The following is a 23,864-nucleotide window of genomic DNA, read 5'->3' as shown; positions in this document are numbered from 1 at the left end:
CCCCCCCGGGCCGTGACGGCGGACGGCGCCTCACCATTTGACGAAGCAGGAGCATGCTGTGGCAGATCTGACTCATCTGGACTCTGGCGCGATAAAGACATTCATGGCCAACGATCTGGCTGACTTCATTTCCGCGCTCGAAAAGATCAGGAAGGACGACCCGGGAGGTGTCCGTGCGCTCAAGTCCCTGGTGGAGGGCATGGCGACCCCGGAGACTCTCGACGAGAACCAGTTCGCCGCCATCGGCCTCATGGGGGCGGACGACTCCGTCCACGGACAGACCCTGATCAAGGTGATCACGAGCGTCGCGGAATCGGTCGACGGCGAGCTGGCGGCGCATCACACGTTGTTCAAGGACATGGACCGGGATCTGCAGGAGACTGTGGACACGTTGCTCAAGACGCAGGGCAACAACCTGAGCGAGATCGGCGCGGAGGAGTTCCTCGACATCTTCACCGACGTCGACGACGACCTCGCCGCCGGAGGCAAGTCGGCCTCCACCCACGACAAGTCCTAGCCGGATACCCGTCCACAACCCAGCCCACTCCTGGAGTTCGCGCCATGCCTGCCAACTATGACCCGGCTGACTACTGGGGGAAGGCCATCACCCTTCTCACCGGGTACGGCGTGCCCAAACGGTCGACGCTCTTCGACCATCTCAAGGGGAACGACGACATCCCGCTCTTCCGCATGGACATCGAGAAGATCGCCATGCGGGCGGTCACGAGTGAGGACTACTCCGCCTTGTCCGGGTGGCAGAAGCGCAGCGGCCAGGACTACGAGATCGCCTTCTACACCAAGGCCGGCGACGGGGTCCAGATGAACCGTGCGCGGATCGTCTTCCTCGGCACATCTATCGAGTCCGATGGACAAGGCCACCTGCTCGGCGGGGGTGACTCGATGATAGGCGGCAAGTTCGGCAAGGACAGCCAGTACGACAGCACCGCCCTGGGTCAGTACGTCACTGGTCCCAGGGCGGCGCTGGACAGGCTGCTCACGCAGCAGACCACTCGTGACTTCCAGTTCAGCGGTCTGTCGGTGATCCCCAGTGAGGCCGTGGACCTCAAGTCCTTCGAGCGCACCTCCCTCGCCTTCGACCGCACGATCCAGTTCTTCCAGGACCGCGCGAAGGTGCTCCAGCAGTGGGAGAAGTCCATGGGGGAGGAACAGGCCGCCTGGAGGGGGCGGGCTGCGGGCGTCTTCTGGAACCTGCTCCACCAGATTCGCACGAACTTCGACAGCTATGTGACACAGCTCGGCGGTACGGACTACCACGGCAGCAATGTCCTGACGAGCGGAATCTCCCCCAAGACCAAGTACGGCGACGCCTTGGCGGGAGTTCAGCAGGCGCTGGTCAAACAGGCCCAGGAACTTCAGGCCGCCTGGGACCGCTGGGCCGGCTCGACGTCGGGAGAGGATCCGTGGCACGACCCTCTCCGCGCGCTGCTCAACCTCCTCGACGACGTCACACGGTGGGTGCTGCAGAACAATGCCTCCCAGATTCTGGTGAAGCGCGGGGGCATGACCGCCGCCAGCTCCTACAGTACGAGCGGCTCCTTCCAGCAGAACCACCCGTACTACGGCAACCTCACGGAGATGTCCACCTGGAGGAAAGTCGGCCAGCACGCGGTCGAACTGTGGAACGAGCGGGTGGAACAGTGGCTGGTGCCCGTGGGCAAGCAGGTCCTCATCACCTTGGGTACCGAGCTGGCCAACGCGAGTGAGGGCTTCGGCGACCCCCTGAAGGCCAAGGACACGTCGACCCTGACGGAGTCGTACACGAAGGACAAGAACAAGGCCGCTGAGGAGGAGGGCAAGGAGAACGAAGGGAAACTCAATGAATTCCTGGAGGGCACTGCCAAGAACCAGCAAGAACTCTCAAAGGGTCTCAACGACCTCGGTGGAGGGATGAACAAGCAGCTCGGTGCCTTGAACGAAGGCCTTGGCGGTGGGCTCAACGACATCGGTAAGGGCATGACCGACCTCAACTCGGGCCTCGGCGCCGGGTTGAACAACTTTGCGCAGGGCCTGAACGGAGCCCTCGGCGGCAGTGGCACGTCCGGCCTCAACGATGTCCTCGGGGGCGCCGGTGGCACGTCCGGCCTCAACGATGTTCTCGGGGGCGCCGGTGGCACGTCCGGCCTCAACGACGACCTCGGCGGTCTCGCCGATGGTGGCACGTCCGGCCTGAACGACCTCCTCGGGGGTGGCGGCGGTGGCACGTCCGGCCTCAACGACGACCTCGGTGGTCTCGGCGCCGGTGGCACGTCCGGCCTGAACGACCTCCTCGGAGGCGGCGGTGGTGCGTCCAACCTCACCAACCCCGACGGCAGCACCACCCAGCTCAACTCCGACGGAACGCTGACGACGACGTTCCCCCACGGCGGCCTCAGCACGTTCAACCCGAACACCGGCACGATCACCACGACAGGGCCGGACGGCAAGACCACGACGACCCCGTTGAACCCGGGCAATGCGGTCAAGAACCCTGACGGCAGCACGACGACGCTCAACCCGGACGGCACTCTGACCACGAAGTACCCCGACGGGACCACCACCACGGTCAACCCCGACACCGGGGCCACGGTCACCCATCACCCCGACGGCACGGACACCCACACGTCGCTCAACGCGGCTCCGGGCACGTTCACCAACCCCGGCGGCTCCACCTCCACGCTGCACCCCGACGGCACACTCACCACCAAGTTCCCGGACGGCACCACGCAGACGCTCGACCCGTCCACGCACACCGTGACGACGACGCAGCCCGACGGAAAAGAGACGACCTCCCACCTCGACACCGGCGAGTCGTTCCACAACCCCGACGGATCGGTGACGAAGCTCAACGCGGACGGCACACTGACCACGAAGTTCCCGGACGGCACGGTCGAGACCCTCAACCCCAAGGACGGGACACTCACCACGACCCAGCCGGACGGGAAGTCGGAAACGACTCACCTGAACGGATCCGGCACCGGCACCGGGCTCGGTACCGGTCTGGGGTCCGGAGCCGGAGCCGGTCTGCCGGGATTCCCGGATCACAGCAGTTTCCCGTCGCTCGACCTCAACGGTCTGAACGACCTGAACGGCATCGGCACCGGCGGTGGTTCCAGCTCCGGGCTGTCCGACTTCCCAGGCCTGGGCGGCGGTTCCGGTTCACCCACCTCGAACCTCAACGGCGGTGGCGTCGGCCTAGGAGGAGGCCTCGGCTACGACAGCTCCGGCGACGACGGCCTGTTCGACGAGGTGAACGACAGCCACGCGCTCGGTGGTGCTCTCGGAGCCCCGACCGCGGGCCTGGGGGCCGCTGCGGGTGCGGGCGCAGCAAACGGTGCCTCACCGCTAAATCCCATGGGTGCGGGTGGTATGCCCATGGGTGGTATGCCCATGGGCGGCATGGGCGGCATGGGCCAGGGACAGCAGGGCGGCTCCAACGGCGAGCGAGTCCGTACGGTGCACGGGGAGTCCGGTGGAGCAGCGCTGCGCCGATCCTCCAGGTCCCGGTCCGCCGCGGCCGAGGAAGAGGAGGAGCTCGTTTTCTCAGGAAGCAACTACGCCACCAGCTCCGGCCCCTTCGCGTCCTCAGGAAGCGGCGCGGGAGCAAACGGCAGGCCGGTCACCGAGAGCGGCGACCGGCAGCGGGCCAGCTGGCTGGAGGAGGAGGAAGACGTGTGGGGTTCGGATGAGGGTGGCGCGCCGGCGGTGATCGGCTGATGGGTGAGGGGAGCCCGCTGGGCGGTGGGGAACTCTTCGATTCGTCTGTGGGGATCGAGTCGATGCAGCAGCGCATCGCTCAGGCGATGGCGGAGTTGGAGAATGTTCAGAACGGGGTGGCGAAGGCTGAGGCGGAGCTTCGGGCGGCGTCGGTGACGGTGCGGTCGAGGGACCGTGCGGTCGAGGTCACGGTCGGGTCGCAGGGTGAGCTGACGGGGTTGGTGTTCCTGGAGGGCAAGCAGCGCACGATGGCTGCGGGTGAACTCGCGGCCAGTGTGCTGGAGGCTGCCGGGCGTGCCCGTACGCAGATGTCGCGTCGTGTGATGAAGAAGCTCCAGCCGTTCACCGAGTCCGGTGGCGCGGTCCCTGGGTTCCCCGGTATCGAGGTCGACTGGGAGCGGATCTTCGGGCCCGGGGTGCGGGACGGGTCGGGCGGCGGGCGCAGGCGGGACAGTAAGTTGCAGGATGAGATCGGCGAGGATGCGGAGGACTGAGTCATGCCTTCTGGGGAATACACAGCAAATCCTACGGAGCTTCAGATTGCGACCTCAAGTATCGAGGAGCTTTCCAGGATGATCAGTCGTGCTACGGCCCGGTTTGTCAGCGGGCAGCGTGCAACCGCTGATTGGTATGGCTGGGATGACGATTTCGCGAAGGAGATAGGGCCGAAGACGGAACAGGAGAACCGGACTGTGATAGCGACGGGGGAGTCACTCGAGGCAGCCGTGTATGCGGTGACTCACGGCACACTTGCCAGCCTCGAGGACATCAACCGGACTCAGGGCGCGAATATCGAGGCCATCAAGGACGAATCCAGGAAGACCGGACGGCACTGATCAGCCATGGCCATTGAGGCAAGCGAGGACCTGAACAACACCTTCTGGGCGCTCACCGGCCTGAGGATGCCGTACGCCAACGAGGACAAGGCGCTCCGGAGCGCCATTCCGCTCAATGGCCTGGCAAATGATGTACTCAAAGCCAACGAGTACATCAGTGGCACACTCCTCGGCGCGGCCCGCGCTTTGCCCCCGCAGGTCGGGAACGCTTACCTCAAGGCCGTGAGTCTGCTTGTGGACGACGGCGGTACGAACCATCTGAAAAATTTTGCGGATCAGTTGATGGAGATTGCTGACGGCCGCAGGAAGACGGCGATGAACATCGTCGAGGGCAAGGTGCAGCTCATAGCCGAAGTCGTGCGGCTGATCCTCGAGCTTCTGGTTCTTACCGTGCTGTCCGTCTTCTCGGGCGGTGCCTCCGCGGGCGATATAGCAATTGCCAAGGCGACGACGCGTCTGCGGATTCTGACGATTCTCGATCTGTTGATCAAGCGGACGCATCTCATGCCCTCGGTGAGTGAGGCGTTCGAGGAGGCGTTCACGACCTTCGCGGTCCGGCTGTCGCTGATCGCGGGCGGCCCGGACGGCCTGAGGCCGAAGGGCATCGACTGGGGTGCGATCGGCAAGGACGGTCTTTTCGGTGCACTCGGAGGCGCGTTCTCGCATGCGCTGCCCGGCATGGAGAACAAGCTCAAGAATCTTCTGAAGACGTTCGACGAGCATTCCACCTTCGACAGCAAGAACCTGGTCCAGGATGTGACCAAGAAGTTGGACGGTCCGGGTCTGTCCGGGGCCGGCAGGAACGTGTCGGATCGTTCCGTCAGGGACGCGGGCACGCTGACCGGCGGGAACGGTCTCTCCCACGCCCTGGGCAACGTGACCAGTGCTGGTGGCGGGGCGGTGAGGACCTTCACGTACGAGGGGTTCTCCGAGACCATGGCCGAGTTCCTCGGCACCGGTCTGACCGGGGAGGGGTGGGAATTGAGCGGGGCAACCATGCTCGGTGCCGGCGTGAGCAGTGTGGTGACGCAGGGACTGTTCCTGGGCGTGGGCCTGGGCGCGGGCGCGCTCTTCGCGAGCAAGTTCAATTTCGCCAATATCGCCAGTGTGCTGAACGCGGGCGTGAACACCCCGGCAGGTACGGGTGCGGGCGCGGGCGCCACGACCGGGACCGGGAACCCCGCGGGCGCCCACGGGGTGCCGGCGGGAGCCGGCGGCCCGGGGGTGGTGTCCCCGGCGGGAGGCGGCAACGTCAACGTCAAACCGGTGAAGCAGCAGGACTTCTCCGGCCTTTCCACCTTCACACCGGGGGCCGGCACCGGCAGGCCCGATGTCACCACGGTCAGCTCCGACACCCACATGCCCGGCACGGGCGGCACGACCCATCCTGCGGGCGGCACGACGAGTCCTGCCGGTTCACCCATCGGTGCGGGCGCCCCTACGGCCACCCCGGGCCGCCCCGTCACCAGCAGCACCGGCCCGGCGGGCGAACAGCCGCACACCCTCCAGCAGCCCGACAGCGGTGAACACAACGAGGGCGAGGCCGAGACCGGACCGGCCCACCAGGTCCCCGCCGGCAGCGGACACACACCGGGCAGCTCCGTCAACTCACCGGCCGGCAGCACGCACACGCCGACAACACCGTCCAGGCCCACCACCTCCCCGCTCGACACGACGACCCCGGCCCAGACGCCGACACCCGAAGACACCGACACGACGGGTGCCACCGACACGACGGGCACCACCGACACCACCGACACGACCGACACCACCGACACGACCGACACCACCGACGCGGCGGGCACCACCGACGTGACGGGCACGACCGGTTCGACGGGTACGACGGGTGCCTCTGATGCGGCAGGCACGGCACCGGCTGCGGCGCATGACGGCTCCACACCTGTTCAGCCGTCCGGTTCCCCGGCCGGCGGCCACCAGCAGACACCGACCACGTCCTCGGCCACACCCATATCCACATCCACGCCCCCGGCCTCGGTCTCGGGGCCGGTCACCGGTGCGCAGGCAAGTCCGGCAGCCGCCGACGCCGCGGGCAGCGGCTCCCACAACCCGGCCGGCACCACCCAGCCCACCACAGCCGCGGCTCAGCGGACAGCGGACGATTCACCGATCACGTCACGTGAGGCCCACCAGGCCGAACACGACGTCTGGCAGCGGCTCTTCGCAACGCCGTCCGACGACCATCAGGCACTTATCGACGAACTCGCCGCGCAGCGGGGTGGCATCGCGCCGACCCAGCGGGAGATCGACCTGCGCCAGGGCGTCCACAGCCAACTCGGCGCGCTGCCCGGTGTGACGGTGACGCTGGAGGACGGGGCGGGCTTCGGCCAGCACGCGGCCGCGGCGACGTTGATCAACTCGCTGAACGCGCTGGGCTATCCGGGCCGGTTCACGCTCGCGGCACCCGACACGGTGGCGGACCGCCTGGTCTCCCTGATACCCGCACACCTCGGACCGCGCATCGACCGCCACCCGACGGACGCACCGGACACGACAGGGCAGGCCGGTCTCCAGGCGAACGACGGGAGCGAACTGCCGGGCGACTGGCTGACATCGCTCCACGACCGGGGCCCACACGGCCTGCAGGGCTGGGCACAGCTGCACGACGCCGACGACGCCCTGTCCGCCCTCGCCACGCTCCCCCCGACCACCGGCGGCGGTCTGCGCCTGGACCCGGGCCCGCTGCGACAGCTCTCCGCCGTCCTGGACAGGGACCAGCTCACCACGATCCTCGGTCCCGCAGCCACCCTGAAGCAGGTCGCCGGCCACCACGGGGGCGACCCCTCGTACTCCGGCAACCCGCAGCCGGACGCGACAGCTCTCACGATCAGCCCCGACCAGCTGACCCGTCTGCGGGCCGCCGTCACCGCCTACCGCGACGAGCAGATCGCAGCCGTTCAGACCGCGGCACAGACACCGGCCCTGACACCCGACCAGGTCGTGCTCCTCGCCGACACGATCCGCCGGTCGCTACGGCCCGAAACCCGCCTGCACACCACCTTCGGCACACCGAACGCACAGCCCCGCAGCACACAGGAGGAGCAGGCCGGCCCACTCTCCTACTCCGCACAGTCGGTGGAGCGAGAACTGTCACCGAGCGTGCCCACAGTCTCCACACGCGACACCATCGGAGACACCGAACCGACACCCCGCCCGGTCACCAGCACCCCGCTCACCACATCCACCGACCCGACCACCGACACCGACACGGACGCAGGTACCGAGTCCCGGACTGCCGACGACGACACCCCCACAGAGACCCCGGACTCCCGGTACCTCTTTGACGGTGCTAGCGACAGCGACAGCGACGACTCCGACTCCGTGACGCTCGTCGGCGACGAAGACGACCGGGACCCGGACAAGTCCGGCCCGGGCATGCCAGGCCGCACGACGTGGATGCCGAAGGCGGATGTCGAAGCCTGGCGCAGTGGTGTCGAACCTCCTATCACCGTCGCTCCGGCGCAGACCAGCAGCCCGGAAACCGACGCACTCCACCAGCAAATCTTGCGCAAGCGCCTCGAAACGCTGAACCCGGGAAGCGAAGAACACCGCCGCATCACAGAAACACTCGCCACCTATACCGAGCAATCCGGCGGCGAAAATGCCCGGGACACCCACGCCGCGTGGAACGTGGAAGGCGCAGAGGCGCAGCCCTTGTTGTGGACCGTCAGGCCAGCAAAGGCAGTTGTCGCGGAGCCTGACGTGGGCCATGTGGATGCGCGCCATCACTCGATGGTTTCCGCTGATGGGCACGAGTGGAATCGTGGGCGTTTTGGTACGGTGAACGCTGCTCCGGATCGGGGATTTGGGGGTGGCCGTGGGGGTCGCTCTTTGCCGGGGCTTCCGGTGGCGGGTCCGCGGCGGCTTCCACAGCCGCCGGTGGTGGGGTCGGGGCGTGGTGCCGTGCCTGTCGGTCCGTCTTCGCATGTGGCAGTTCCTCCGCTTCCTTTGGTTCCGGTCCGGGGCAGGCCGGTTCAGGCGGGTGAGCGGGTTGTTCTGGGTGCAGTGTCGCATTGGGACTCGGCGGGGCTTTTTCCGGACGGCGTTATAGATTTCTCTTCCGTCTACAATGCGACGTGGGGCGGTCTTTCGGATTCTCTGCGCGATCACCGTGCTGATGCTTTGTGGGCTGGTCGTGGTGACGGCATGACGGTGGTCACGGTTCGGCTGGACGGTCAGGGGCGCATCTTGCAGCCTGGCGTTGCGGGCGGGCCCCAAGAAACCATGCACTACCGTGATTTCATTCGCCGGCTCACGCGTGTGGTAAAGGGTTCGCAGATTGTTCTGTGGAGTGCGGAGCCGGTCGGGGGCGCTCTACCTGAAGCTATTGCCCGCGATACTGGGCGGCGAGTTTGGTCTCATACCGGGCAGTTGACTGTTCGGGAGAGTTCCAGTTCGGGGCATTGGCATCTGGCGCCGTCGCGGCATCGCTCTGAGACTCCGGCCGGCCGATGGATGGTGTCCGAGCCGGTTGCGACCATAGCTTCTGTGCCAGTTGCGGGTCATGTGGAGGGCCGAATCAGTGGTATAGGTTCGGTCGCGGTGTCGGATCTCGATGTGTTTACCAAGCCTATTGTGGGCCGTGACGGGCAACAGATCGGCGTAGCCACCTTCTCTCCGAGGGAATTCGCGCAGCGCGACGTTCCGTATTCATATTTGCCGAGTGTGGTAGCTTTCGAGGTCGTCAAGAATGGTCAAACCATCCGGGAGGAGGGAGCGCCATGGGCCGGGAGCGTCCAGCCGTTCTTCTTCGCTTCCCATGGTCTCTATAAAACGATTGCTCTTGAGACCAACTCCGGTACTCTGAAGGTTTCGGCGGCGGAGGCCGCCCGCTGGCTCTTGCGGAGCACTCCTGCTCTCAGCCGTCTTCCGGGGCATGTTCCGATTGCACTTCTCTGCTGCAGGACGGGAAGCGTCAATCCCAGAGAACGTTCAGCCACCGTCGTGCCGGTGGCTCAACAGATTGCCGACACGACCGGGCGGCGCGTCTACGCCCCTACAGTCGATATGGTGTCAAACGGGGAGGGTAATTCTCCGAATGAGTTCGGTCTCCTTGAAGACCCGGCAGAAGGAGTCAGGGCGGTATGGGTCACGTTCCGCCCGGAACCGCAGGGCCAGGAACTCGAAAGACTCACCCAAATCAGTCGGCTCGACCCCGCCGCGACCCTGGCCAAAGTCCGTCAGCTGCGCCAACTCCACGGCGTAGACATCGAGGACAACCGTGAGCTGTTCCATGCACTCCTGAATCCCGACACGCCGCCACACCACGCCACGGCCTCTACTGCACCCCACGCCCACACGCAGCAGTCAACCTCACGGCCCACGCCTATACACGAGCCGCAACTCAGACCCCTCCGCCACCCTCAATGGCACGCCAACAGCCCGTCGGCGCGGCCCCCGGAGGAGATCAATCCGCGGGGTCTGGACCATGTGCAGGATGGCCTGGAGAGCGTCGCCGACGCCCCTGTCGGCGGGCAGCGGGACCGAGTGCCCGGCACACACCCGGACGCGATCGGGACGACCGGACCGACACCGGGCCGGAAGGCACCCGCGGGACCCCGGAGCCGGCAGGCGACCGCCGGCACGAGCAAGACGACGTCAGCTGAACCCGACGCGCTGCGGGAGGAGCCGCCCCGTGACGTCGCAGCGGCCGGCACCTCGGCCGGTCAGCGCGCGCGGAACACGCGCTCGGACGCCACGGGCCGGAAGGCACCCGTGGGGCCGCGTAGCCGGCAGGCGACCGCCGGCACGGACGCGCACACGCAGGACACGGCACCGCGGGAGTCCCCGCAGATCGAGGAACGGCCGGCCCCGGGCCCGTACCCGACGAGCGCACCGTTCGGACCCCGTTTCCGGGACCAGGACGGAATCCGTGCTGATGTACTGGCAGCGGCGGTACACGCCCTTCAGCGCCGGGGCCGCACGACCCGGCCCGCCGGCAACCGGACGGCCTCGGCCGTGAGCGTGTCATCGGCTCCGCACACCCAGGTGGCCACGGACGGGCAGAGCCAGGCTTCCACGTTCGGGAACACCGCCCCCACCGGCGTCGGGCACCTCTCGCCACAAGCACCGCGAGCCTCTGCGGTCACCTCTGATGCAGAGCCGGTGCCTCAGGCCGCCCCGGACACGGCATGGCCGAAGGCGGTGATGGACACCACGGCCCAGCACACGGCGGCTTACCCCGTCACCCCCGAGCAGGCCGAGCTGTTGGAGTCCCTGCAGCGGACCCCGGTATCGGTACCCGACGACGGTGACTGTTTCCTGTCCGCGCTCCTGGTCACCGTCCACTACGCCTACACCCCGCAGCAGCTCGCCGACGTCGCCCCCGCGTTCCCTCGGCACACCAGTACCGACCCCGTAGGGGAACTTCGGAGCGCGGTGGCCGCCGCCTTCGCCCGCCCGGAGGTCTGGGAACACGTCGGGTTCTTCTTCGACAACGGCACCGAAGGCGAAGCCGCCCTGCTGCCCGGCTCGCGCCTGCACCGGCACGTCGTCGCGAAGCTCGGCCAACGCAAGCAGTGGGACGGCGAGTTCGGTGACGTCCTGCCACAGGTCATCCATGTGCTGCTTGCCGCCGAGGGCCACGCCCTCGACTTCGGCATCGTCGACTATTCCGACGGCCGGCGGACCGCCATGCCCTCAGCGACCAGTACGAACGTGCTCGTCCTGGCCAAACACCCCGAGGGCAGGGCAACCCACTACTACGCCACCCGCCCCGTGGACGCACGCCCGTACCAGGACCTGATCCGCCACTACACGGCCCTGAGCGCCGAGGCCGGGCTCACGGCTCGCCAGACAACGCGTGAACTGCGCACGCGCCCGCCGCAACAGAGCCACTCACCTGTCGTCCGTACGGCGAACACCGATGACAGCATGGTCAACGGGCTCCGCGCAGCACCGTCGGCCATCAGCTCATCCGCACAGCAAGCGCCGCGCGGAAACGAGGCGGGGCGCCGGCGACGACAGGGCGTGTACCTCGGGAATCCGAACGACCTGCAGGTAGGCCGGGTGGAGACCGGCAGCCCGGAAACCGACGCACTGAACCAGCAAATCCTGCAGAAGCGCCTGGAAACGCTGGAGCCGGGAAGTGAAGAGCACCGCCGCATCGCAGAAGTGCTCGCCACCTACACCAAGGAATCCCGCACGCCCTCCGCAGGCACGCCGGACCTTCGCCCGTTGCCCGCCCCCCCGAAGCAGCCGGTGAACCCTGCCTACACCCCGGAGGCCTTGCACGGCGAGGTGGTGGCTCAGCTCCGACGGCGGAAATTTGAGGACCTTCCCAGCGTGCAGGAAGTGGAGAGCCTGTACGTCGAAATGACCGACGCCTTTAAGAGCGACCTCTTGATGCACACGGCCTCGCGCATCGCGGACCGTTGGCTGTCCGGTGAATGGCCGCGGCTGCCCGGCGGCGCGAAGAAGAAGAATCGGGCGTCGACCGAGCAATCCAGTGCGTCGGGGGCTGGACCGTCCGGTCGACAGGGCAGCAGTTCCGCGACGGTGGAGCAGTCCGAGACAGTTGTAGAGCCACCAGAACCCGCGGTTGTGGTGTCCGACGAAACCGTTCGTACGGTCCGGGCCGTGGCCGCGAGGCTGTCGGTGGGTCTGACGCCTGCGCAGAACAGGCAGGCCGCAGATTTCGCCGTGGAGATCATGCGGAAGGCGCCCTACCCCCAGGGGTGGCCACTGGATGTGATGGTGCAATTCGCGGCCGATATCATCCTGCGCGGACCGCAGGTGAGGGCAGCGTTGAGCCCTCATCCGTATGTGGTGTATGCGACGATGACAAACACGGCGCTCTATCACCTGGTAGCAGCGGAGCCCCGCCTGGCCCGACCGTTGAGTAAAGCTTCCAACGTGGTGGCCGCGCTCGGTTCACTGGTCGACAAATGGTCTCGTGCCCCCTATCCGTCAATGGCGGCGGTCCTCATGAAGGAAGGGTTGATCGAGCAACTCGAGAAAGACCATGACCTCCGTGCCGGGGTAATGTCGATTCCGCTGACCCTGCTTCATTTCAGGGGTAACGTAAATATCCTGCGTGAAATCGGCCGGATGAACAACAGCCCAGCCGGTTGGCCATTGGAGATGTCGGCTGAGCTCGCCGAAGCAATTATGGATTCGGCCGATCCGGTGGAGATGCTGTGGAATTTGGCGGCCGATTCTGCTCTTTCCTCCGCGTTGGCGAACCATCTGCAGAGAAAGGCTTCCGACAAGTCGTTCTTCGAATATCTCCTGGGCGACATGGGCCTGCGGGATCAACTGAGGTCGCGCCCTGAACAAATCGCCACTGCCCTTACGTCGCTGCGGGCTCTGAAGGCGGTGAAAGCCAACCCGGGTGTACTGGATATTCTGCGTGAATCCTCGGATCTGACGGACGTCCTGGAGGATCTGCCGGAGGTGACGGCCAGGCTCTTCGAGGTCCCCGCGCGGATTCGGGCTGCGGTCGACAACAAACACGTTGCCGCAGCACTCTCCTATGATCCGCACCTCTACGACTCGGTCGAGGACGACCGGCTAATTCGTGCGTTGCAGGCAACAAGGCCACCGCAGCCCGAAATCAGGACGGACGCGAGGAAGCTGACGGAAGGGGAACTGGAGAAGCTGGGATTCTTCAAACTCCTCAGCCTGACAAAAGAAAGATACCCCGCTGTTGCCGCGATCATGAAAGAGGATCGCAACGTGGAGCGGCAGCTGGTTGAATATAATACGCAGTCCACCCAATCGCTGCCGATCATGCTGCGAACCATCCTGCTCCACCCGGGTGAGTTCGCAGGGCATAAACTGCGTCGCATCTTCCACCCGGCCACGCTCGACCGAATGACAGATTTGGCGCTCCCGGCCGATTCGGTTGCTGCCGCGAAAGCGCTGCAACTAGCAGCCCGTCATTGGCATGCGCTTCTGACCTACGTGACTGAAGGCCGGAGTGCGATAAGGGAAATGGTTTATGCCCGGCTGGGCGAGTCACCCGACTCCTTCGCGACCTTCTACAAGTATCCCGCACTGTCTTTCCTGGGCTCTCGTGACCCGCGCCCCCTCTCGGACATTGGGCCGAAGAAATTGCTGGCTAATCCGTGGCTGATCAGTTCTGTGGCATCGGAGCCGGGTATTATCGATGTGGCAGCGGACAAGGATCTGTGGAGGGCGTGGGGTGACGAGCGTTCCGGCCTGCTGAGGCTGGCTCACCGGCTGGGTTCCCTGACATATGAGGTCACGTCTGAGCAGGAGCTGGCGCTCGCTGAGAATGTAGCTGCGGTGGGTCATTTTCTGCCGCGGCTGGAGTCGGCTTTCGGTGCGATGTCGACGACTCATTGGATCCGGCTGCTGACCGATAAGCAGTTTTATCCGCTGCTGGCCCAGCGGTATGAGCGGAACAGCCCTACGGCGCGGGCGCTGGTCGCGTTCCCGCAGGTGTTGCGGGAGGCTGTCGCCCGACCGCGGTTTGCCGAGCGGTGGGAGGCCGACCCGGTCCGGCTGGACGAACTGGCGCTGGCGGCGCTCGTCGACGCAGGCGGGCGCGGCACACGTGGGACGCAAGCCGCCCCGGAGGCCGTTCGTGAGTTGATGCGGGAGGTGGAGAGGGGCGAGGACCAGGTCATCACGCCCGAGGGCATCGAACTCGATCCACGGCTGCTCGACGGCGCCCGGAAACTCACAGAGTGGCTGAGGGACCGTGTTCCCGCGAAGAAGGTACGGAGCACTGAGGCGGGCGGCAGCGAGGTCGCCGAGGATGTGCTGGACCGCTACGAGCGTGTGCTGGGCGATGAGTCGATACGTCAGGCCGCGCTGGGAAACCGCGTTCTCGCGCAGCAACTGCTGTTCTCGCCTGACGTGATCGATCTGATCCGGACGCGCCCTTCACTGGTGGAGCACTTCGGACGGACCCCGTCCATGCTGGGGCAGGTCATTCGTCTTCCCCGGCTGGCCCGCCTGCTGACGGACAACGACGACGCCTTCCGTATCTTCGGCAGTCCCCCCATGCGAGCAAACTTCGAAGTGGGCAGGTGGTTCGTCAATGTAGAAACGAACCGGTACATGGCCGCTGTCTACGCGCTCCGCGCTGGGCAGCTAATGCAGGCGGAGCCGCGGTACGAGGCATTCATCGCCCGGCACGAGTCCGTGGCGAAGGCTGTCGCGGAGCGCGAGGACACGTTCAACACACTTCTGCAGGAAGCGGATCTCTTTGACACGCTGAAGGAGGCCGGTAGCGAGGTCGTCGACGCGGTGATAGCCACGCAGGGCCGTCTGGCGGCAAGCGCCGCCCGCCCGCACCTGGTGACCGCTCTGACCCGTGTCCCTGCTCTGGCCTCGGCCCTGAGCAGCCGTCACGATGTGGCGGCTGACGACGTGACGTGGACCCAGCTGTTGTCCGACGAGGCGCTGTTGGAGCAGCTCACCGTTCACCCCGGGCTGGCCGGCCTGGTGGTCGCGGATGCGCAGGTGGGTGAGACGGTGATGGCCGCGCCCGGGTTCATCGCGACTCTGGCCGGGGTCGAGGAGGGTGTGCGCAGGCTGCTGACGACGGAGGGCGTGCTGCGCCTGGTGCGCCAGAATCCCGGCCTGGCCCAGGACCTGGCGCGCAACGACGACTTGCGTGCTGCTGTGACCGCGCTGCCGGGCCTGAGCGACATGCTGGCCGAGCAGCCGCAGGTGCTGGCGGTTCTGCGAGAGCGTCCTGAACTCATCGCCGCGATCCGGGCCAACCGGAACCTGGTCGACGAGGCGGCTGCCCAGTCCCCAGTCTGGGCGGTCATCGAGGCCCGTCCCGCGCTCGCCACCGAGATGAACTCCAAGTTCCGTAACTGGCTGCGCCAGGGCGAGCTTGCCGGGGTGCTGACAGCGTCGCTACCCCAGTCCCTGAGCCCGCAGGGTGCGCGCCTGCTGTACCGGGCGTTGTGGCGCGGTGACGTGCGTGCCCTGCTGGTGAAGGAGCAGGCATTCGCCGCCGTGTTCCTCAACCGCCCGGCGTGGCAGGAACGAGCAGCCACCGACACTGACTTCGCCGCCTCCGTCCAGAACCTGCTGCGCGCACCGAAGACGGTCGCCGCCCTGTTGGAGGATCCCGACGGCAGTCGTCTGTTCACCGCCCTTGACGAGCAGCGGCACGCCGACGTGCTGACGCGGCGCGCGCCCGTTGTCCAGTCCGGTGCTGGTGATGGCATGGCGTCGGCGGTGCCGGTGGACGCGGGCGTAACGGTGTCGAGTGATGGTGGCGTGCGCGAGGTGCCGGTGCCCGGGCCGGTGGGACCGGCCGCGGGTGAGGTGCTGGCATGGGAGATCACGGGCCTGCTGGCCGGGCCCGCCGCTCCCCAGGTCACGGCTCATCTGCGTGAGCACCCGGAGGTGCTGCCTCTGCTGGAAGCGGCCCCGGCCGTCGCCGAGGACATCGCTGCCCACCCCGAGCGCCTGCACACCACCTACAACGCCCACGCGTTCTTCGAGAGCAGCCTCCCGCACCCCGACGTGCTCCAGGTCTCCGACCCGGCGGATCTGCCGCGGATATGGGGGCCGGGTGCGTTCGAGGCAGCCTTCGACGCGTTCTTGACATCGGTCGACGTCGCCGCCAGCGGCCGGCACTACACGTCGCTGAAGGATGCTTCCCGGCCGGCCTGGGACACGGTGGCCAAGAGCCGGTACGACGCACTGGCGACACGGCACAATGAACAGCGAGCCCGATTCGCTGCCTTCCGTGCCGACGACGCGGGCAGGTGGGATCTCAGTGGCCGCATCCACTACGCCGGCCAGGTCGGCGAAAGCGACTTCACCGATCTGCAGCGTCAGGTCCTCGAAGGTGCGGCCAAGGACCTGAGCGGTATCCGTGAGACTCCAGGCGCCCGCAAGATCAACCGCCCCCTGCACGCCCACCTCGACGGCGGCAGCGGAGGCGTCGCCTTCAGCTACGTCCTCGCCGCCGACGGCCACGTCGATCTCCTCGTCTACGCGAAGAGCACCGCTCGCTCCGACAACAACGACTACCGCTGGAACGACGGCGCCTACATCTCCGGCCCTCCCGCGCTCGAGGGCATCGCCAACCACCCCGCCCTTGAGACCTCCATCAAGGCGGTCGAATCCGCCAGGCAGGGTCTCGCCCGCACGGCCAAGCCCACCATGGCCCCCCCGCCGTCAGTGAGCTCCCCCGCGACCCAGCGAGCCGCGACCGAGCGGGCACACCACCTCGCCCGCACCGTCACCGAATACCACACCGCACTCACCGACTTCACCAGCACCTCACGCAAAGCCGCAACCGCACGCCCCCAGCGAGCAGTCCGCCTCCTCACCGCCCACGACACCCTGCGCCTGCAGGGATCAGCCCTGCTCCCTCACGAGCTGGACAAGATCCCGGACGAGACACAGGCGGCTGCCGACCGCATCTACCGCACCGCTCTCACCCAGGCCGGCAACCACACCCCGGTCAACCCCGACGACCAACGAGCCGTCATCGCCCTCACCCTCCTGAAGGCGAACACCGACACCGCCCAAGCGGTCGCCCACGCCATCACCCGGCCCAACCCGGACCACCCCGGCAGCACGGAGCAGAGGTCAGCGGCCGGACGGGACGTCCAGGTACGCATGGCCCTCACCGACCCCGCCACTTACGCCAAGACACGCGCCCTCCTTGAGGACGCCCTCAAAGCTGCCGGCGACAAGCCCGGCGCCAGGCCGGAGTACCTCGCCGGACTGAAAGCAGCCCTCGACACACACGGATCGAGCACCCCGCACACCTCCCTCGCGACTCAAGCCGTCGGCCCGAACGACCCCGTCCGCGCCGGCGAGGACACCCGGGCGGTAGGCGGTTCGGCACCGCTCGCCGAGCGGGAGCTTGTGACGGCCGCACCGACCGGCCCGGACAAGCCCCTGCCCGCCCTGCCGGAGAGCCCGCTGCCGCCCCTGCCGGAGGAATCCACCACCGGCCTTACACCTCCGGTGCCCGGGGTCGCTCAGGGTGAGGACGGTTTGGAGCCGGGGCCTGAGGGGAGCGGTAGTGATTCGCCGCGGTTCGTCTTGGGGCAGCGGATTGATGTGCATCCGTTGGCGTATTTCTCGGCGGTGCCGCGCGATGGTCTGCCCGGGATGGACCGGCTGCTCGAGGATCTCCGTGCGCTGATTCCTGATGTGACCGCGACGGAGTTGAATGAGCTTCCGGTCAAGCTGGAACAGAACCTCCGGTTGCTCGTGACACCTGCGGTGGATCGGCTGAGTTCGTTCGTGCAGCATCTGGGCGGCGCTGATGTGTTGTTCACCATCCGTCCGGAGAATGCGTCTGTGGTTCACAGTACGCTGGCGGATTCGGGTCCTGGGCAGCCGGCCGGAACCGAAGCGAATGCCGCCATGTTCAATACGGGGTCGTTCTCGCATTCTTCGGGTGTGAAGAGGCCTGCCTATTCGGGTGGTCTTTCGGCTGGTACGGCTATGGGCCCCGTGAACATGGGTGTGAGCGGTTCCAAGACCGTGAACAGCAAGCATCACGGCATGGGCACCGTGCACATGACGGAGGATGGCCAGGTCAGCAACCACCGGACGCCGCAGACTCTGCTCGCTGTGGACATGAATCTGTCTTATCGGATTCGTACCGTCGATAAGGCGACGACGCAATGGAGGAGTCTGGAGTCGCACTCTCTGCCCACGCCCGAGGAGGCTGCAAGGCGGCGGCAGGACGGGGCTGGCGACGGTTCGGAGTCGGTCTCCACGGAGTCTGAAAAGCTGCATCTATGGATACCGGATCGGTTTTTGTCACCTCAGGAATCTGAGGTGGTGGTGAATCCGGACGTGGCGTTCCCAAGTGTTCCTGAGCGATACGCCGCACTCGGTCTGACGGATTTGCCGACGCTACAAGACAAGGCTGTGGCTGGGCTGCGCGCCCTGTGGCCGGAAAGCGACGGAAATACTTATCTGCGTCATGGCAGCAAGCTCTTGGAGCAGCTGCGGTACGGCCTGAACAGTTTGGTCACCAATCTTCGGAGGTCACAGGTCGGGGGTGGTGTACCAGGTCAGCTGAGGAGCGGCTTCCCGATCTACCTGTATGCGCCGGATTCGTCGGTCTCGGTCGCGACGGTGCGTGTTCACACCCGGATCCTTGACGCTGCTGGTGCGGCGGAGGCAGGGATAAGTCCGCTGACGATGTTCGGTGGCACCCCTGAGAGCGACGCCAACATTGAGGCCGTTCATACGCTCTTGACCGGTGTGTCGGGTGACCATGGCGTCTCACAGAGCCGGTCGGTCGGTGCGTCGCTCGGGGCGGGTGCGGCTGTCCCCTTGGTTGATGTCCGACTGGGAGTCTCGGTATCGGGCTCTGTCGGGGTGTCGACCTCGCAGGGCAGTTCGTCGGCGTTTCTCGGACTGAACGTCGATGTGAGCCGGTGGGTGGGACCGACTCCCTTCTATTCGGTGCCGATGGAGTACCGCCTGGACATCGAGGTGCACAAGGTGCGCGATGGAGTGCAGGCAGGACTTCCGGACGAGGATGTGCGCAGCTTTGGCACCGCGTCTCTGACCCTTCCTGATGTCGCGGCATACCAGAGTGGGTTCCCCGTTGCCGCGGAATCGGTCGGAGACATCAAGGAGCGCGCTATTTCGCGGCCGTCCGATGATTCCGACAAGAATGTGATGCCGGCGTTCATGCGTCACACGGTGGGGCAGAGCACCGTGCGTGTCGACGAGGCGACCATGAAGGAGATTGTCAGTCTTGTCGGTAGCACGCTGAGGGAAAATCACTATCTTCCCGACGCGGACAACGACTACGCGAATGCGAATGCGTCATCTTATCCACTGGGCCTCGATACCAGGCTTGATAACGCCAGGGCGCTGGAGAACTGGTTCCTAGGGATCGGCGAACGTTTCAACACCGCGTTGACACCGGCTGGAAGTCAGTTGCGACTGGCGCGCCAGGAAAATATCCCGGGCACTGAGTTTACTTGGCGGGAGCGGTATGCCACTGTCAATCTGAAGGTGGAGTTCGACCCTGCGAAGGCCGAGTCCCTGGGGATCCGGAAGAATGAACGTAATGTGAAGCTTCCGATGGCCTTGAGGATCGCCGGGCAGTCAGAGGGCGGGGCTTTGAGCCTTTCGCCCAATGTGAATGCCGGGGTTTCTCACGGCGATGTACGGAATGTGGGGATGAACGCGGGTGTCAGCCTGAGTTCCGGGTCGGACCAAGGCAATACGTGGGTCATGAACCACCCGGTTCTGTTCGAGGCGATTGGCGCTCCCCGGAAGTACCGAATCAACGGTCTGTTGATCGAGTTGACGATCTCGGAGAGCGACGATGGCCTGATCCCTGGGCGCCGGACCGGTGGCCAGAAGATGGTGGGTCATCATGTGCTCCGGGGCCGCACCGCTGAGGTGCTTGTTTCGGATCTGGTTCCGGATCTCGGGGTACGTCTCAATCCCTCGGAATTGAGTAGGGAGGGGCGGACCGACCCTGAGGTGTTCGAGGACGCGGTGACCTACTCGCAGGACACAGCCGGCGTGACCGAAGGGCTTCTGGGGCTTCTGCCGGATGATCTGCGCGGTGCTGGTTCGCAGGTGGAGGATTCGATCCGGCAGTCCACCATGAATCACATGATCGTGGCGCAGGCTCCTCACATGCTTCAGGGGCCGGGTCATTTCGATCTGGACAACGGTGTGGCCGACGGGCTTGTGAGAAACGCGTATGCCGTCGCGTCCGTGGCGATGACGGGCAGGAAGGCGACGTTTGCCGGTGCCACCGCCGACCCGGTGGTTCTCGCACAGATCGCTTTGCTGCAGTATCAGGCGAGGAGCGGTCAGTTCAGTGGGCGCGCGCTTCAGGCGGGTGTGGGTTTCACAGGCGGCGGTGAGGGGCCCTCAACGCAGACGGCAGGTGCGGGCTTCTCGTGGGGGCAGCGAACGGCCCGTTCTCACACGTTGACGGGTGGCTTCGAATCCATCGCCCTCGCCGTCGGCACGGTTTATGTGTATGGCGCGAACACGAGATTCGACATGGCGCTCGACTGGTACAAGAGCGCTCTGCTCCTGCCGACCGAGAGCGAGTCTGACTCTGCGCATGTCGATGGCCGGGTCATGGTGTTCCTGGTCCCTGAGCACGCGGCATTGACGTTCTACATGCGTGGCCAACTGGAGGTTTCGCGGGAGCGGATCTCGGAGCTGGTGCAAGTGTGGGCTGAGGGTGACCCGGAGAAGTTCAAGCTCAGCACCACGCTGATGGCGCGTCTGCTGCTGCACTGGAGGGAGCATCCCGGGGACCTGCCAGAGGATTCCGATCTGACGGCACTGGCCGCCCGGGTGAAGGAGCAGCACGAGCTGGGCAGACTGCGTCTGGTCAACGAGAAGGTGTTGCTCCGGTTCAACGCCGCGTTCCCGGAGCATGCTGTCAGCCCGGTGGAGCTGCATCTTCCCCGCTATCTGGCGAATCCGTACGAGCCGCATCGCATCATCGGGCCGGCGACCATCAGCAAGGTGCGGTTCGCGGACGGTGTGACTCTGTGGGGCACGATCCGTGCCATGGTGAGCCAGTCGGCTCCCGGCCTGCTCACGACGTCGCCGCTGCTCGAGGTGGCCCGTGGCGGTCGCATTTTGGGGCAGGTGCATGCCGGGCAGATGACTGCGGAGACACTCTTCTCGAATCTGTCGAAGATCCTTTACATGGATATGGTCGGTGGAGAGGTCGAGCTGCGGTTCGTCAACACCTACGGCCCCTTGCGTGAAACCGTGTCGATCGTGCTGTCGGCGAATCTGGTGGGCAAACTGGAGCCGGAGGACGAGCGGCCGGACGGCCAGGAGTTCTATCTGCACGGTCAGAACGCGCGTGACGAGTCGTCGAGCCGCTCCAAGGGTTTCTCCATCTCAGGGAAGTTGGGCTTCAGCGGGGCCGGGGACAGCGGCCATGGGGGTAGCGGCGGCATCTCCGAGGGAAAGTCGGCCGGCAGAAGCGCTGAGGTCAAGATCGCCGAGAAGGAGTACTGGGAGTCCCGTCTCGACGCCTACAAGGAAACGGTGGATTTCCGCGGCAAACTGCAGGTGGCGATCCGCGTCATTCTCGGGGACGCGGCGGATGCCCCGATGAACAACGCGGCGATGGACATCCAGCGCGGAGTGACAGGCCGGGTCTCGTCTGTCCAGCACCTCGCCGGGACGATGCAGCTGGCCATTTCCTCCGCCCTTCTCTCTCCTGAGAAGCCGATTGTCTACCAGCCTCCTTCCAGCATTCCGGTGAAGTTCCCGCTGAACTCGCATCCAGTGGGCTTCGTCCTGACCAGCGGCCATCACCGGCAGATCCGGAGCCTGCTCTATGGCGCCTTCGGTGATGTCGCGATCAAACCCGGTGTCCGCCTGAATACCTTCCTGCCATCGATGATGGCGAATTCCATGCTCACAGCACAGGCTCTTCGGGAACGGACCGAGGGGACGGATCTGACCGACAGCCTTGCGTTGCCTCATTCGCCCCTGCTGAGGGCATCGGTGACGAAGAAGATCCAGTACACCGATCTTCGGATCATCAAGGAGTTCGACGGCGCGGGTTTCGGTACTTATTTCAAGCACCTCACCGCTCTGAACAGGTCCCAGAGAACGAACAACGGCATTTCACCCGGAATGAATATCGGTCATGACGGTACCGGGGAGAATCAGGGGACTTCCTTCAGCGCCGCCGGGGGCAGCGATAGTGCGGTCAACTCGGAGGTGCAGCCCCGCACCGAGTCCTTCGCGAAGGAACAGAAGCGGATACTCCTCGTCTCGGCAACCGCGTCGATCTGGCTGCCGACGACCGTCACGCAGAGCTCCGTCATTCCCTTCGTCGGTCCGAAGACGCTGGGAGCGGTCAACAGCCAGAAGATAAGCGGCCTTACCTACTGGCTTGTGGACGAGGACGGCTACGAGGCGATGCGGGCTTCGGTGGAGCAGTCGCGCACCGAACGGGCCGGCCTCGTGCTCAGCTGGGATATGTCACCGAAGTCGGTGCAGACCTTTGATCTCGCCGGCCTGCTGGTGACGGTGGCGGATGACGAAGGGGTCAGCGCGGAGGTGACACCCCATCTGGTGGCCCGGATCCTGGGTGACCGGATGGATCACGGGCGGTTGAGGGTCGCGGCGCGACAGGACGCCTCGCCCCGAGTGCTGCGCAAGACGCGCCCGATGCGGCCCCGGATCACCGACAGCCGGCTGCTCGTGCTCGACTTCGACCCCGAGTGGGTGAAGCGGCAAACGGGCTGGGAGCCGGTCACCCGTTTCCAGGAGCCGGAAGCGGGCGTGCTCGGCCCTGACCAGCCCGCTCTCGGTGCCAACGTCGTGCACCTTGCCAGCCGGCTGGCCGTGGAGCTGGACTCCTACGTGGAACTCCGGATCAAGGGTGACAGTCCGCGCACGTGGCGCTTCCACCCCCAGGGCAGGATTTTCGCCTTCGACCCCGGCACGCGGACCGACGGGTCCCCCCTCACCGTGGCCGAAGCGATCGCGGCGGACGTGCTGACACCGCAGACCGCCCGTCTGATCGAACGATGGGGAGCCGACCTCGATCTGGGCGGACTCGAGAGCACCTCCTACAGCCGTGACCTCACCCTCAACCAAGCCGTCCTCAAAGAGATCGACCACCTGCGCGCACAGTTCGCCACCACGCACCCTGCCGAGGCCACCACCCTCGAAACCACCGAAAACCTCTGGCAGACCCTTGACCACCCCACCACCGAAACAGGCGACCTCTCCACGACCAGCGAAATCGAGGAGATTCGCGCACGCACCGAAATCGCCCTCAACCGCCTCTACGACCTCGCGTCCGGACGGAACCCCGAGCCCCTTCCCCAGAACGAGACAGAACGCCTTCAGGAACAGGCGACCACCGACCGGACACGGCTCGAAGCACAAGGCATCTGGCCACCCACCACACCCACCCTGCCCGCCCATACCCCGGCCCCGCCGACAAACCTCGCTGATGACGGCGGACGCCGGCCGGCGTCCGGTGAACCCACAGCACCCCGCATACCCTCGGACCTGCTGACCTACCAATTCGAGAACCGGCGCCATGTCCTCAACATGGAGCAGAAGCAAAAGGCAAACGAACTCGTAGGCCACCTGCGACGAGTCATCCGACACCGCCGCGAGCGCGGACTCCCCCCCATCGTCATCACCGTGAAAGCAGGCGGAAACGGAACCCTCCTGCCCAGCAAGAACCGTGAAACCCAGGCCACTTCCACAGGAAAAGTCCGCGCCCGGACACTGAAGGACTACCTCCTCGAACAACTCGGCTCAATCGCCGACACACATGTCACCACCCACACCGAAAGCCTTGGCACCAACACACCCGACAACGCCACCCGCACAGCGCGCCGCCAA

8 protein-coding genes (1 of these 8 cut by a window edge) are annotated in these 23,864 nt (G+C 65.9%); 5 read left to right on the top strand and 3 right to left on the bottom strand.

The window, feature by feature from the left end; genetic code table 11:
• Window positions 1-58 precede the first annotated feature (58 nt).
• From OG206_RS07075 to OG206_RS07060, 4 genes are all read left to right on the top strand, one after another.
• The gene (locus tag OG206_RS07075; protein WP_327113381.1) at window positions 59-517 is read left to right on the top strand and encodes a type VII secretion system-associated protein; all 459 of its coding nucleotides are present in this window, start codon (window positions 59-61) and stop codon (window positions 515-517) included.
• A 44-nt stretch (window positions 518-561) separates the two neighbouring features.
• The gene (locus tag OG206_RS07070) at window positions 562-3,714 is read left to right on the top strand and encodes an AAWKG family protein (RefSeq protein WP_327113379.1); all 3,153 of its coding nucleotides are present in this window, start codon (window positions 562-564) and stop codon (window positions 3,712-3,714) included.
• A gap of 62 nt (window positions 3,715-3,776) precedes the next feature.
• A complete protein-coding gene (locus OG206_RS07065; protein ID WP_327110983.1) occupies window positions 3,777-4,208 on the top strand; it encodes a YbaB/EbfC family nucleoid-associated protein in 432 nt (143 codons plus the stop codon).
• A 3-nt stretch (window positions 4,209-4,211) separates the two neighbouring features.
• The gene (locus OG206_RS07060; protein ID WP_327113377.1) at window positions 4,212-4,550 is read left to right on the top strand and encodes a hypothetical protein; all 339 of its coding nucleotides are present in this window, start codon (window positions 4,212-4,214) and stop codon (window positions 4,548-4,550) included.
• Here OG206_RS07060 and OG206_RS07055 read toward each other — a convergent pair whose 3' ends face one another.
• From OG206_RS07055 to OG206_RS07045, 3 genes are all read right to left on the bottom strand, one after another.
• Window positions 4,551-5,273 carry a hypothetical protein gene (locus OG206_RS07055; protein WP_327113375.1) on the bottom strand — a complete coding sequence of 241 codons (723 nt, stop codon included), beginning with the start codon at window positions 5,271-5,273 and terminating at the stop codon, window positions 4,551-4,553. It abuts the gene before it with no gap.
• Between the two features lie 693 nt (window positions 5,274-5,966).
• Window positions 5,967-6,137, bottom strand: coding sequence for a hypothetical protein (locus tag OG206_RS07050; RefSeq protein WP_327113373.1), 171 nt, complete (start codon window positions 6,135-6,137; stop codon window positions 5,967-5,969).
• 546 nt (window positions 6,138-6,683) lie between these two features.
• Complete coding sequence (locus OG206_RS07045) at window positions 6,684-6,836, bottom strand: hypothetical protein (RefSeq protein WP_327113371.1); 153 nt, start codon at window positions 6,834-6,836, stop codon at window positions 6,684-6,686.
• Window positions 6,837-6,866: 30 nt separating this feature from the next.
• Between OG206_RS07045 and OG206_RS07040 the strand changes: the two genes are divergently transcribed.
• A protein-coding gene (locus tag OG206_RS07040) for a hypothetical protein (protein WP_327113369.1) crosses the window boundary here: on the top strand, window positions 6,867-23,864 show its 5' portion. 25,311 nt of this gene lie beyond the right edge of the window; the window shows 16,998 of its 42,309 coding nt (coding positions 1-16,998); its start codon is at window positions 6,867-6,869; its stop codon lies beyond the right edge, outside the window.

Source organism: Streptomyces sp. NBC_01341, assembly GCF_035946055.1.
Lineage (GTDB): Bacteria > Actinomycetota > Actinomycetes > Streptomycetales > Streptomycetaceae > Streptomyces.
Note: the sequence above shows the minus strand (reverse complement) of the source record. Positions and strands in the feature narration are given on the sequence as shown.

Bases quoted from the DNA above. Each gene is read 5' to 3' on its own strand.
- OG206_RS07065 (WP_327110983.1), top strand. From the start codon at position 3,777: ATGCAGCAGCGCATCGCTCAGGCGATGGCGGAGTTGGAGAATGTTCAG.
- OG206_RS07055 (WP_327113375.1), bottom strand. From the start codon at position 5,273: ATGCTCGTCGAACGTCTTCAGAAGATTCTTGAGCTTGTTCTCCATGCC.
- OG206_RS07060 (WP_327113377.1), top strand. From the start codon at position 4,212: ATGCCTTCTGGGGAATACACAGCAAATCCTACGGAGCTTCAGATTGCG.
- OG206_RS07070 (WP_327113379.1), top strand. From the start codon at position 562: ATGCCTGCCAACTATGACCCGGCTGACTACTGGGGGAAGGCCATCACC.